The sequence below is a fragment of the Nitratireductor sp. XY-223 genome (assembly GCF_004959855.1).
Classification (GTDB): domain Bacteria; phylum Pseudomonadota; class Alphaproteobacteria; order Rhizobiales; family Rhizobiaceae; genus Hoeflea_A.
The window spans coordinates 368,377-380,473 of the sequence record NZ_SPNT01000002.1; the positions used below are offsets into that span (position 1 = coordinate 368,377).

The 12,097-nt window shown below is 62.9% G+C and carries 11 protein-coding genes; 3 read left to right on the plus strand and 8 right to left on the minus strand.

Going from position 1 to position 12,097, the window contains the following annotated elements; translation table 11 throughout:
* Position 1 precedes the first annotated feature (1 nt).
* Positions 2-1,171: a radical SAM family heme chaperone HemW gene (gene hemW / locus E4M07_RS08355; RefSeq protein ID WP_136657855.1), complete on the plus strand. Its 1,170-nt coding sequence runs from the start codon at positions 2-4 to the stop codon at positions 1,169-1,171.
* A gap of 399 nt (positions 1,172-1,570) precedes the next feature.
* Here hemW and E4M07_RS08360 read toward each other — a convergent pair whose 3' ends face one another.
* The 7 genes from E4M07_RS08360 to E4M07_RS08390 form a co-directional block, all read right to left on the minus strand.
* The gene (locus tag E4M07_RS08360) at positions 1,571-2,050 is read right to left on the minus strand and encodes a GNAT family N-acetyltransferase (protein ID WP_136657856.1); all 480 of its coding nucleotides are present in this window, start codon (positions 2,048-2,050) and stop codon (positions 1,571-1,573) included.
* 6 nt (positions 2,051-2,056) lie between these two features.
* A complete protein-coding gene (locus E4M07_RS08365) occupies positions 2,057-2,692 on the minus strand; it encodes a 2,3-bisphosphoglycerate-dependent phosphoglycerate mutase (protein ID WP_136657857.1) in 636 nt (211 codons plus the stop codon).
* A 20-nt stretch (positions 2,693-2,712) separates the two neighbouring features.
* Positions 2,713-3,525: a 4-hydroxy-tetrahydrodipicolinate reductase gene (gene dapB / locus E4M07_RS08370; protein ID WP_136657858.1), complete on the minus strand. Its 813-nt coding sequence runs from the start codon at positions 3,523-3,525 to the stop codon at positions 2,713-2,715.
* On the minus strand, positions 3,518-5,302 hold the full coding sequence (locus E4M07_RS08375; RefSeq protein ID WP_136658468.1) for an ABC transporter ATP-binding protein: 1,785 nt from the start codon (positions 5,300-5,302) through the stop codon (positions 3,518-3,520). The genes dapB and E4M07_RS08375 overlap by 8 nt, the downstream gene beginning before the upstream one ends.
* 106 nt (positions 5,303-5,408) lie before the next feature.
* Positions 5,409-6,434: a glucokinase gene (locus E4M07_RS08380; RefSeq protein WP_136657859.1), complete on the minus strand. Its 1,026-nt coding sequence runs from the start codon at positions 6,432-6,434 to the stop codon at positions 5,409-5,411.
* Positions 6,435-6,612: 178 nt separating this feature from the next.
* Entirely contained in the window at positions 6,613-7,605 is a 993-nt protein-coding gene (mepA, locus tag E4M07_RS08385; RefSeq protein WP_246660427.1) for a penicillin-insensitive murein endopeptidase, read from the minus strand.
* Between the two features lie 116 nt (positions 7,606-7,721).
* Positions 7,722-9,533 (minus strand): hypothetical protein, encoded by a 1,812-nt coding sequence (locus E4M07_RS08390; protein WP_136657861.1) that lies wholly within the window; start codon positions 9,531-9,533, stop codon positions 7,722-7,724.
* A 129-nt stretch (positions 9,534-9,662) separates the two neighbouring features.
* On the opposite strand from E4M07_RS08390, the gene E4M07_RS08395 reads away from it, so the two are divergent.
* Together E4M07_RS08395 and E4M07_RS08400 are read left to right on the plus strand one after the other, a co-directional pair.
* On the plus strand, positions 9,663-10,670 hold the full coding sequence (locus E4M07_RS08395; protein WP_136657862.1) for a glycosyltransferase: 1,008 nt from the start codon (positions 9,663-9,665) through the stop codon (positions 10,668-10,670).
* Positions 10,667-11,044, plus strand: a complete 378-nt coding sequence (locus E4M07_RS08400) for a GtrA family protein (protein WP_246660393.1) — start codon at positions 10,667-10,669, stop codon at positions 11,042-11,044. Before E4M07_RS08395 ends, E4M07_RS08400 begins: the two co-directional genes overlap by 4 nt.
* Positions 11,045-11,103: 59 nt before the next feature.
* Here the strand turns inward: E4M07_RS08400 and E4M07_RS08405 are convergent, their stop codons facing one another.
* Positions 11,104-11,997, minus strand: a complete 894-nt coding sequence (locus E4M07_RS08405) for an Lpg1974 family pore-forming outer membrane protein (RefSeq protein ID WP_136657863.1) — start codon at positions 11,995-11,997, stop codon at positions 11,104-11,106.
* Positions 11,998-12,097: the final 100 nt, after the last annotated feature.

Genomic DNA, 12,097 nt, shown 5'->3' on the forward strand with positions numbered 1-12,097 from the left:
GATGGGTGGGGCGACGCTGAGTTATCTCGATCCGGGATTCGGGATCTATGTGCACTGGCCGTTTTGCGCGGCCAAGTGCCCCTATTGCGACTTCAACAGCCATGTGCGCCACAATCCGGTCGACCAGCCGCGCTACGTTGCCGCCTTTCAACGCGAAATCCAGCAGATGCGCGCAAAGACGGGCCCGCGCTCCGTTACCAGCATCTTTTTCGGCGGCGGAACGCCGTCATTGATGGAACCGCAAACGGTCGACGAGATCCTGTCGGCGATCGGCAGGGCATGGGATGTCGACGTCGATGCCGAAATCACCCTCGAAGCTAATCCATCGAGTGTCGAGGCCGACCGGTTCCGGGGCTACCGGGCCGCGGGCGTCAACCGCGTCTCGCTCGGGGTCCAGGCGCTCAATGATGACGATCTCAAGTTTCTCGGCCGCCTGCACAGTGTCGCCGACGCGCTTTCGGCAATCGAACTGGCGCGTGCGATATTTCCGCGGCTGTCATTCGACCTGATCTATGCACGTCCGGGCCAAAGCGTTGGGGCCTGGGAGAAAGAGCTTGACCAGGCCATCGGGCACGCGGCCGATCACCTGTCGCTCTACCAACTGACCATCGAACAGGGAACACCGTTCTACGGACTCTACAAAAGCGGCCGCCTCAAGGTTCCCGACGGCGACCATTGCGCCGATCTGTACGATGCGACACAGGCGCTCACGGCTGCCAGCGGCCTGCCGGCCTACGAGGTCTCCAACCACGCGGTTCCGGGAGCGGAAAGCCGTCACAACCTCACTTATTGGCGTTACGGCGACTATGTGGGGCTGGGCGCCGGTGCCCATGGCCGCCTGTCGCATTCGGGCGGCAAGACCGGGACCGTCAACCGGCGGCTGCCGGAGCACTGGCTCGAACAGGTGGAATCGCTGGGTCACGGCATGGAGTCGGAGGAGCGGCTGGACACCGAGGCCCAGGCCGACGAGCTGATGCTTATGGGCCTGCGCCTGCGCGAGGGATTCGACCTGTCACGCTGGCGCGATCTTTCGGGGCGCTCGGTCGATCCGGACAAGGAGAGCTTTCTCGTGTCGCACGGGCTGCTCGAGCGGCTCGGCAACTCGCGGCTGCGCTGCACGCCGGCCGGCATGCTGGTGCTGGACGCCGTCGTTGCGGATCTCGCCGCCTGAGCTGTTTCGTATTATGTTAGCCGGATAAGCACCGCCGAAGGAAGAGCTGTCGAGGCGTCCTGTTGTAGTCCCAGTAGGTTCCCTGATCAGCGTAGTACGACGCGCTGGCGGGCGGACAGAGCCTGCTGCTTCCGTCGCCGCAGGGGACCCATCTGTCGCCGATATAGCCGGGCTCCTGGTTCAGAACCGGCTTCGGAGGATATCGCTCCCAGGCTGCCGCCCTGCACTGCGCATAGGAACTGGTGCCCGCCTCGTATCCGACCTCCGACACACAGCCGGAAATCAACATGGCCAATGCGGCCAGTGTCGAAAATTGAAACAATTTCGTTTTCACGCCGTGCCCCGCTGCAGGTTCGATTTTGGTTGCCGCTTGCCGGCAGACCCTAGACAGTCTTGGCCCTAAATAGAAGCATTTGATGGCGGGACAACGATTTCCAGCAGCGGTAGCGTGCGGCCCGGCACCGCGTCGGACGGGGCGCTGCCGACATGGCGGGCACCCATGCGTTCGTAAAAGCCGGCGGCATTGGGGTCGGAAAGGATCGACAGCCGCTCGATGCCCCGCGCACGCGCCAGATCGAGCAATGCGACAAAGAGGCGTGCACCGACGCCCTTGCCCATCATATCCGGATCGGTAAAGAACTGGTCGATCTCGAATCCGTCGCCGTCCGGTCCGATCGCCGCGACGCCGGCCGGCACCCCATCGAGCTCCGCAACCAGCACCCAACCCCCGGCAATGCGCTCGGGATCGACCGTCAGTGCGTCACGACTGAATTCCATGAAACGCTTGTCATAGCCCCAGTGGGCCTTCGATCGGTGGCACAGCGCCGACAGGCTTTCGGCCTCCTCCCGCCGCGCCGGACGAACCGTGATCTCAGTCATGGGGGTTCAATGCGCCTTGGACATGTCCCCCAGGACTTCCTTGGAGGAAACGGTGGAATCGGCCTTGAGCTTGTAGACCATCGGCACACCGGTCGCCAGGTTCAGGCCCGTGACCTCGTCCCGGCTGAGGCGATCGAGAACCATGACCAGCGCCCGCAGCGAGTTGCCGTGCGCGGCAACGAGCACGTTCTGGCCGGCCAGGACACGCGGCAGGATCTCGGTCATGTAATAGGGCCAGACCCGGGCGCCGGTGTCCTTCAGGCTCTCGCCGCCCGGCGGCGGAACGTCATAGGAGCGGCGCCAGACATGCACCTGCTCCTCGCCCCACTTGGCCCGTGCATCGTCCTTGTTCAGCCCCGCGAGATCACCGTAGTCGCGCTCGTTCAACGCCTGGTCATGAATGGTCTCAAGGTCCGGCTGACCGACGCCGTCCAGGATGATCTGGCAGGTCCGCTCGGCGCGCACCAGCACCGATGTGAACGCGATGTCGAAGCGGATCCCGTAATCCTTGAGGGCCTTTGCACCGGTCTCGGCTTCCTCCAGACCCTGTTCGGTCAGGTCAGGATTCTTCCACCCGGTGAACAGGTTCTTCAGGTTCCATTCGCTTTGGCCGTGGCGAACGAGGACGAGGGTTCCGGACATGAGTTTCCGCCTTTCAGGGTTCAGGAAATTCCAAGGACATCGAGCATGGAGTAGAGCCCGGGATCGCGTCCCCGGGCCCAAAGCGCGGCCTTGACGGCGCCGCGCGCGAAGATCGAGCGGTCGAGGGCACGATGGGTGAGTTCCACGACCTCGCCTTCACCGGCAAGCATTACGGAATGCTCGCCGACGACGGAGCCGCCCCTGAGCGTTGCGAAGCCGATCGTGCCCTGCGGGCGCGGACCGGTCTGACCGTCGCGCACCCGCACGCTGTTGTCCGCCAGATCGATGCCGCGGCCCTCAGCAGCCGCCTCGCCGAGCAGGTAGGCAGTTCCGGACGGTGCGTCGACCTTGTGCTTGTGGTGCATCTCGACCACCTCGATATCCCAGTCGGCGGCGTCCAGGGCCCTTGCAGCCTGGCGCACGAGGACGCTCAAGAGGTTGACGCCGAGGCTCATATTGCCGGATTTGACGATCGGCGTGCGCGCCGCGGCGGCGCGGATCTCGTCCTCGTGCTCGGGGGTGAGGCCGGTCGTGCCGATCACATGCGCGATGTTTGCATCGGCCGCGAGGCCGGCAAAATTCACCGACACGGCTGGCGCCGTAAAGTCGAGAACGCCATCGGCAACCGCAAAGGCGGCTGCCGGATCATCGGTGACGGCAACGCCCGCTTGGCCGATACCGGCGAGTTCCCCGGCATCGCGCCCGAGCGCATCGGCGCCGTCGCGCTCGACCGCAGCCGCGAGCACGGCGCCGTCGACCGCGTCGATCGCCCGGATGAGAGCCTGGCCCATGCGGCCGGCTGCACCAACGACGGCCAGTCGCATATCAGCCATGTTCGACCTCGCTTTTTGCCGGTGTCATCTGAATTCCCAGATCCTCGTTTCCGTCAAGGCCCAGTGCCTGGAGTTTCAGGAATTTGGCGTAGATTCCGTCTTCGAGCGCCGCCAGCTCCGCGTGGCTGCCCTGTTCGGATATCCGGCCCTTCAGCATGACGATGATCTTGTCGGCGCGGGCGATGGTCGAAAGCCTGTGGGCAATGACCAGGACGGTGCGCCCGCTCATCGCATCGTCGAGCGCCTTTTGCACCAGCACTTCCGATTCGGTGTCGAGCGCCGAAGTCGCCTCGTCGAGAAGCAGGATCGGCGCGTTGCGGATCACCGCCCGGGCGATCGAAATCCGCTGGCGCTGTCCGCCGGACAGCGTCGAGCCGCCCTCGCCGACAGGCGTGTCGTAGCCCTGCGGCTGCTCGAGGATGAAGTCGTGGGCATAGGCCAGCCTTGCGGCCTGCTCGACTTCCTCGTCGGTGGCATCGGGGCGGCCGTAGCGGATGTTGTCGCGGATCGAGCCCTCGAACAGATAAGGATGCTGCGAGACATAGGCGATGCCGGCCCGCAGCGAGTGCTTGGTCACATTGGCGATGTCCTGACCGTCGATGAAGATGCGGCCGCTGCCGAGGTCGTAGAAACGCGGCAGAAGATTGACGATCGTCGTCTTGCCGGCGCCGGACGGACCGACAAGCGCGGTCGTCTTGCCCGCCTCGGCGGTGAAGCTGACACCATGCAATACGGGGCTTGCCAGGGCGTAGCCGAATTCGACGTCCTCGAAGCGGATCTCGCCTTTTGAAATCTGCAGTTCCGTGGCATTCGGCGCATCGGGCTGGTGCGGATCGATGTCGAGCACCTCGTAGATCATCCGGGCGTTGACGATCGCCCTTTCCATGTTCACCTGGAGGCGCGCCAGCCGGCGCGCCGGATCATAGGCGAAAAGCAGCGCGCCTATGAATGAGACCAAGGCACCCGGCAGTTCCTGTGCATTGACCGTCTGCACGGCCGCATAGGCAAGGATGCCGGCAACGGCCAGACCGGCCAGCGAATCCGTCAGCGGGCCGGTGCGTTCCGTCAGCCGCACGATGCGGTTCGACCTTGCCTCGGCATCGGCGACCAGCTCGTCCACCTTGCCGCGAAGCTGGTCCTCCATCGTGAAGGCCTTGACGATGGCGATGCCCTGCATCGTTTCCTGCATGACGCCGTAGACGCGGCTGTTGACCAGCACGGCCTCGCGCGTGACGCTGCGCAGGCGTTTGGCGATGTAGCGCAGGGCAAGCACCACGGGCGGTCCGACCAGGAACACGGCGAGGGTCAACTGCCAGTCCTGATAGAACATGACGCCGACAAGGGCGACGAGCGTCAGCAGGTCCTTTGCCAGCGACGTGATTGTCAGGTTGAGCACATCACGGATGCCGCTGGCGTTCTGGCCGATCCGGGCGGCCAGTTGCGCCGAACGGGTTTCTCCCAGATAGCCGACGCCCAGCTCCATCAGGTGCGAGAACAGCCGGCGCTGATAGCGGGCGACGATGTTGTTGCCGATCTTTGCCAACGCCACCGCCTGGCCGTAGGTGCCAAGGCCCCGCACGACAAAGGCGATGAAGATCGCACCGGTTATCGTCCAGATGACCTCGATGCGCTGCTTGGCGAAGGCTTCGTTGACGATATCGCGCAGGATCCAGGCCATGAATGCCGTGGACATAGAAACGGCGACAAGACACATGATAGCGAATGCGTAGGTCCCGACGTAATCGCGCACATTCTCAGACAGGATGCGTCTGAGCATGCCGATGATCGTGTAGGGATCGATCCGCTTTTCGTCTGATTGTGCCACTGCTTATGTCCCGATCTGTTCTGTACAGCGGCTCTATATACGCTTCGAGGGGCTTTGCCTATGCCCTCCAACGGCGCCCTTCCGTCGCAACACCGAAGCGGACCGGCGTGCGTGCGAAGGATGCGAGACCGAAGAGCGCGGCGAGCGGATGCGTGATCACGCTTGTCGGGATGGACCGCAGCAGTGCGCTGTGCGGCGCCTTGTCCTCGAACGCGGCCCTGAACTCCTGTTTTTCAAGGACCGGGACGATCTTCTGGGCGATTCCGCCGGACAGAAAAACACCGCCCCGCGCCATGAAGATCAGTGCCAGATCGCCGGCGACCCGGCCGAGATAGGTGGCAAACAGGGACAGGGTCTCCGTCGCCACGGGATCATCGGCCTCCAGTCCGGCCGCGGTGATCTCGTGAGGCGCCTTGAAGACCGGCTTGATTTCGTCCGCCTTGCAGATCGCCCGGTAGAGATTGACCATGCCGCTGCCGCACAGGATCTGTTCGGCCGAAACGCGGCCCTCGATACGTTCAAGGTGCGGAAAAACGGCGAAATCGCGCTCCGTCCGCGGGCCCAGATCGATGTGGCCGCCTTCTCCCGGGACCGGTATCCAGTTGTGGTTGGAATAGACCAGCCCGGCAACGCCAAGACCGGTTCCAGGGCCCAGGACGACGCGCGAGGCGTTGGAATCGATCTCTCCGCCGCCGATTTTGTGCCGATGCTCCTCGTCCAGCGACGCGGCCGCCAGGGCCTGCGCCTCGAAATCATTGAGAACGATTACATCCTCCAGGAAGAAGTCGCGCATCATCTGTTTGGGGCGGACAATCCAGGGGCAGTTCGTCAGGCGGGTTTCATCGCCGTCGACCGGTCCGGCAATGGCAAAAATCGCCGAACGGGGCTGCACCGAGGTCTTGTCGAGCACACAGGTCTGAATGGCTTCTTCTATGGACTCGAAATCGGCTGTCGCAAGAATCGGAAATTCCTTCGGCTGCGCATAGGCATCCACGAGAATGGCGAAACGCGCATTGGTTCCGCCGATGTCGCCGATCAGGATCGGGAAATGAATGATTGCTTCCTGGTCCATGATATTGGGCATGTTCCGTAGGTCTCCGAAATCAGACACGTCGGCGCGCCCTGCCGGGGCATCGCCAAAGCTTAAATCCGCCGCATTAAATCGATTTGAATTCTCCCTATAGGGAATTGCAAAGGCAATTGAAAGCAGCTGCGGTGCTTATTTTACTTCAAAGCCGCTTTAATCGGGAAATGTTGCAGTCTTATTGCACGAACGGACGCTCTTTGGGCACCGGAACCAGGGCCGGCAAGGCAAAGGGCGACTGGACCGGCTTGACCGGCGCGTAGGCCGTCTGCGCGCTGCCCCCGGCCCTGGAGGTCACCGCCGCCTCTGACGCGGGTCCGGCCGAATTCAGGACGACCGCGCAGGCCGTCGGCAGGTCCGACAGCATGATGTGCTTGGGCTTTTTCGGCTTGGTCGGTTTGGTGGTCTTCTTCGGCGGCTTCTTCGGCTTCAGAGCCACATTGAACCACCAGTCCAGTTCCTTGCCGCACCCGGCACTGGCGGGTACCGCGTTTTGCGCCTTGCAGCCCCTCGAGCCCTTGGGGCAGCGCAGCCTTATATGCATGTGGTAGTGATGGCCGTAGTAGGGCCGGACCTTGTTCAGGTGCCTGCGGTTGCCCTTCCAGGTCTCGCACAGCTTCTTCTTGATCCCCGGATGCACGAGGACGCGCTGGACCTCGGGGTAGCCTGCGGCGCGCATGATGAGGCGCCCGTGGGCGTCGGTCCACACGTTCGGATCGACAACGACCGACTTGGCCTTGAGGACCGAAATGGCGCTGGTCGCTTCCCGCTCATCGGCCGAATAGCGGCGGTTCGGCATCGGCGTCAGCCAGATGTCGGCGTCAAGTCCGATCTGGTGCGATGCATGCCCGGTCAGCATCGGTCCGCCGCGCGGCTGCGACAGATCGCCGACGAGCAATCCCGGCCAGCCGTCCTTCAGCGCGGCATCGTTCGACAGTTTCTCGATCGTCTTGATCAGTGCGGGATGCCCCCAGCGGCGATTGCGCGACAGGCGCATCGCCTGCCAGTAGGGTCCGTCAGTGGCGATCGCGATGCCGCCGGACAGGCAGCCCTTGGAATAGAACCCGTGCGCCTGGGCCGGCATGACGGCCGGCAGCCTCTTGCCGCCGAAGAGCTGCTTTGCCGGTGTCTTGTCGTTTGCCGAGGCCTGCCCGAGACTGAAAACAACCATCAGCACGGACAGCAGGCCGCTCAGCAACTTCGCATGCGCAATGCGTACCATCATCGGAAAGGCTCCTGGCAGACCAAATCGCACGGCGCCATACTACGCCAATTTATGCGCAATCTCTATTCAATCACCCGGTAGAGGCGGATCGGATTGTCCGAGGCGATCGCGACCGGCTCGAGGAAGGCCGGTATCCGGTCTTCCGCCAGCCCGGCATAGAAACTCTCCGGATACTTGCTGGCAATATCGCGGGCTTCCGGGTCCGACGGGCAGAAGGCAACCAGCGTCACGCCGGACCCGCGGATGAAAGCCTCGGCATCGTCGACGGTGCCCATGGCGATCTGAAGCTGCGTCAGCATTCCGCCCTGGTTGCGGTGATAGGGCGCCGAGAGCACGCGGTGCGGCGTGAAACGCAGGATGTCGGAGCCGAGATTGGACACGGCCGAGACAACGCCCGGCGGTTCGGCGGCGAGTGCCGCCATGTTCCGCGGCGCGTCGCACATGGCCAGTTTCTCTTCGGCCTCGGTGGAATGGGTCTTGACGGAGTCCACGCCGTCGACAGCCACGGCCCCGCCGATCATCCAGACGAACTGGATGGAGATCACCGCCAGGAGGATGTATTGCGCGGCCGCAAGTCCGAGCCTGTTTTGGGCGCGGTACAGCTGCTGTTTCTCGGCGATGATGGCCGAGAGCGGAACGACGGCCAGGAGGTTGGCAAAGACCGAACCGCGCACCTGCACCAGCGAGATCAGGAAGGCGACGACGATTGCCGCGGCAAAGCACAGGTTCTGCCGGGGCCGCACGCCGCGGCGGACCTGCCAGACACAGGCGATCAGCGCGATGAGGGGAACGGCATAGAAGCCGGTCAGGTTTTCCGGGCTGAATTTCAGCTGGCTGACGACGGACCGCGCTTCGGCCACCCGGTCAAGCCACATGGTACGCAGCACCGGGTCGAGATCGGCAAGCGGGCTGCGCAGGCACTCCGGGACGATGAGAAGGGCCGCGACGGCAACGGCGACACCAGCACCGGCCAGGGCCGCGAACCGGGCCGCGCGGCTGCGGTCGCTGGTCAGCGCGGCCAGGAAGAACAGCACGGCGCCGCCGGCGGTGCCGAGAAAATAGAACCCGCCCGAAAACGCGTCGCACACGACCGCACCGTAGGCGTTCGGCGGCGTCAGCAGATAAAAACAGCCGGCGAGCGTTGCCGCGAAGCACAGGCCGAAGGCGCTGGCGGCCTGCATGGCGGGCCGGCCCATCCAGGCCCAGAGCACGGCCATCGCGGCGCATCCGGCGGCAACAAGCGGCATCGTCTCCGCGCCGATCACGATGGCCAGCGCCGCGGCGACCCCGGCAACGGCCGACCAGACGCGGTTCAGCCTCGGATCGGTCAATCCCGCCAGCATCAGGATGATCAGTGCCAGTTGTGCATTGTGATGGTCGATGGCGCCTGGCCGGAAGCGGTTCTGCGCGATGACGAAGAATGCGCCGAGAAACAGGGCGACGAGCATGCCGGAGCGGCCGCCGAGATTGCGGCCCGCGGCGGCGATGCCGATGAACAGCGGGACAAGAAGGATGAGCGGCCACACGAACAGCGCCGCGGCCTCCGCGTCGCGCATGTCCATGAACAGGGAGAAGAAGCCGATGAGATTGGCGAGCGGCACATCGATCAGACGCGACCAGTGCATCTGGGTGCCGCCCTCCAGACCGAGGCGGTACTGGGTGAGATCGAACCAGCCCTGACCGGCCATGAGATCGCGGATCTGCACGAGACGCATCACGTCGTCATTGTCGTCCCCGACATAGTCGGTGCCATAGAGAAAATGCATGCCCGCCAGGAACAACGCCGTCAGCAGCGCTGTCAGCAGAACCGGCAGGAAAATGCGGTCTTCGCCGCCCGATGCCGTTCCCGGATTGGATTCGCCGACGCTCGTCAAGTCCGTGTCTCCCCAGACATCCGATTTAATTGCCACGGCGCAACCTAGCCTTAACCTTCCCAAGAAATAGTAAAGGCGCGCGCGAGCGCGTCCGGGCCCATTGCCTGCAATCGACAAGACGAGGCCATGATGTCAGATTTGATTTTCGACGACCTGCAGATCGCCGTTCTGCTGCCCTGCTACAACGAAGAGGCAACCATCGGCGATGTCGTTACGGGGTTCCGGCGCGAACTGCCGAACGCTCATGTCTTCGTCTACGACAACAATTCCAGCGACCGGACGGCAATTCTGGCCGCCCGCGCCGGCGCCACCGTGGTGCGCGAGCCGCGTCAGGGCAAGGGCCACGTGGTGCGGCGCATGTTCGCCGATATCGATGCCGACATCTATGTCATGGCCGACGGCGACGGCACCTATGCACCCGAGGATGCGCCTGATCTGGTGCGCACGCTGGTGACCGAGCGCAGCGACATGGTCGTCGGCACGCGCCGCGGCGTGACCGCGGATGCCGGCCGCTCCGGCCATGCCTTCGGCAACCGGCTGTTCAATTTTATTTACACGGCGCTGTTCGGAAGTGATTTCACCGACATCTTTTCCGGATACCGGGTCTTCAACAGGCGTTTCGCCAAGAGCTTTCCGGCGCTGTCCGGCGGGTTCGAGATCGAAACCGAAATGTCGGTGCACGCGTCGATGCTGCGCATGCCCGTTTCGGAGCTCACGCTCGACTACGGGCGCCGCCCGGAGGGCTCTGACAGCAAGCTTTCAACCTTCAAGGACGGCTTCAAGATCCTCTGGATGCTGATGCTGCTCGTCAAGGAGACCCGGCCGTTCCTGTTCTTCTCGAGCATCAGCGGCGCCCTGCTCGTCGCCAGCCTTGCCTTCATGGCACCGGTGCTTGCCGAATATTTCGAAACCGGGACCGTGAGCCGGGTTCCGACATGGATCGCGGCGATCGCGCTCTTGATGATTTCCATGCTGTTTTTTGTCGCGGGCGTTATTTTGGATTCTTTGGCCCGAAGCCGTGCAGAACACAAAAGGATGCTGTATATGGGTCTCCCGACGACACGCGGCGAGCCGCGCCCGGTCGGAGATGATCAGCGCCCATCAGGCGGCAAGGCAAGGAAACCAATCGCTGCATGATAAAACGTCTCTTTAGTTTCGTCGTTGTCGGCGGAATTGGATTTGTGACGGATGCGGTAATTTTGATGGGGTTGTTGCGCTTCTCGGCGCTCGACCCCTTTACTGCACGACTCATCGCCATTGCCGTTGCGCTGCAGGTCACCTGGCTGCTCAACCGGAACTTCACGTTCGGCAAGAGCAGCAGCCATGCGGCCGTCGAGGGCATGCGCTACGGCGGCGTGGGGATCGCCACGAGCCTGTTGAACTATCTCGTCTATTCCGGGCTGATCGTGTTTGTCCCGGACCTGCGCCCGGTCATCGCGCTGACCATCGGATCGGCCACCGCGACCATCTTTTCCTACACGGGCTACGCCAAGCTGGTCTTCGGGCGGTAGGTCCGGTCGATCATGGGTGGTGGTAACCCCACCGGCCGAAATGGCCGGCGGAACCGGATCTAGTCGAACCTGAACTTCAGCTTCACGGTGGGACCGTGGAAAATCCGATCGCTGTTCATACCTGTGGTGTAGCCCGAATCGACCATGCCGAAATAGGCGTCCACGCTGTAGCCGGCGCTCAAGGAATAATTTGCGTCGTTGAACGAGATTCCCAGAAACGCGTCGACATTCGGCACGGTCTTGTTTTCGCTGCGGGCGATGCTCGTAGCATAGGTGGGGTATATGTTGGTCAGGGTCGTCTTTTGCTTGCCGAACAGGATGGCGCCGCCGGCGCTGAAATCCACCGAGAATTTGCTGTCCCTGACCGGTACCGAACCCTCAAGGCCGATGCGCGGTCCAAAGCCTTCGAATTTCCGGGTATTGCGGATCGTTCCGGATGTGAATCCGCTGAACGTGCCGTCTTCGGTGCCCTTGAAATTGGTGTAGCGGATGCCGGCTTTGGCTTTCAGCGTTCCCTCGGGTATGCCGAGTATGCCGAGACCCACGTCGCGCCCGACCTCAAAATCGATCACCGCGTGTTCTTCCCGGCTTTCCACGGCGGCGGTGGTGGTGATAAAGGAGCTATAACTGTAGGACGCCGACTGCTCTCGGGTCTTACCCCACTTTCCACCCAGCGAAGCATACCACGGCGTGTCGCCGAAATAGGCCCCGATCTCGCCGCTTATATGGAAACCGTCCCTGGGTTTGATCATATGGCCAGGCGAGAAATAATACTGATTGGATTCCGAAGCATCCCAGAAATCGTACATCCCGCCAACTTCCAGCCACCAGGATGTCTTGCGGTCCTGGGCGACAGTGTCGCCCTCAACCAGGATGACCAGTGCAACCGCTGAGACAGTCGTCAGCAACGCTATCCGCAATTCGCGCCGGGATCTGCGCTCGCCAGGATTCATCTTGGGCCCCTCTCACAATCAACAAATACAATGGCTAATCAAATTGTCGCGCCGCCCGCGCCATTTGACACAATCTGATTCCGCCTTTGGATTCAATAAA

Bases quoted from the DNA above. Each gene is read 5' to 3' on its own strand.
- E4M07_RS08395 (WP_136657862.1), top strand. From the start codon at position 9,663: ATGTCAGATTTGATTTTCGACGACCTGCAGATCGCCGTTCTGCTGCCC.
- E4M07_RS08405 (WP_136657863.1), bottom strand. From the start codon at position 11,997: ATGAATCCTGGCGAGCGCAGATCCCGGCGCGAATTGCGGATAGCGTTG.
- E4M07_RS08375 (WP_136658468.1), bottom strand. From the start codon at position 5,302: ATGCTCAGACGCATCCTGTCTGAGAATGTGCGCGATTACGTCGGGACC.
- E4M07_RS08365 (WP_136657857.1), bottom strand. From the start codon at position 2,692: ATGTCCGGAACCCTCGTCCTCGTTCGCCACGGCCAAAGCGAATGGAAC.
- E4M07_RS08360 (WP_136657856.1), bottom strand. From the start codon at position 2,050: ATGACTGAGATCACGGTTCGTCCGGCGCGGCGGGAGGAGGCCGAAAGC.
- dapB (WP_136657858.1), bottom strand. From the start codon at position 3,525: ATGGCTGATATGCGACTGGCCGTCGTTGGTGCAGCCGGCCGCATGGGC.
- E4M07_RS08400 (WP_246660393.1), top strand. From the start codon at position 10,667: ATGATAAAACGTCTCTTTAGTTTCGTCGTTGTCGGCGGAATTGGATTT.
- E4M07_RS08380 (WP_136657859.1), bottom strand. From the start codon at position 6,434: ATGCCCAATATCATGGACCAGGAAGCAATCATTCATTTCCCGATCCTG.
- hemW (WP_136657855.1), top strand. From the start codon at position 2: ATGGGTGGGGCGACGCTGAGTTATCTCGATCCGGGATTCGGGATCTAT.
- mepA (WP_246660427.1), bottom strand. From the start codon at position 7,605: ATGGTTGTTTTCAGTCTCGGGCAGGCCTCGGCAAACGACAAGACACCG.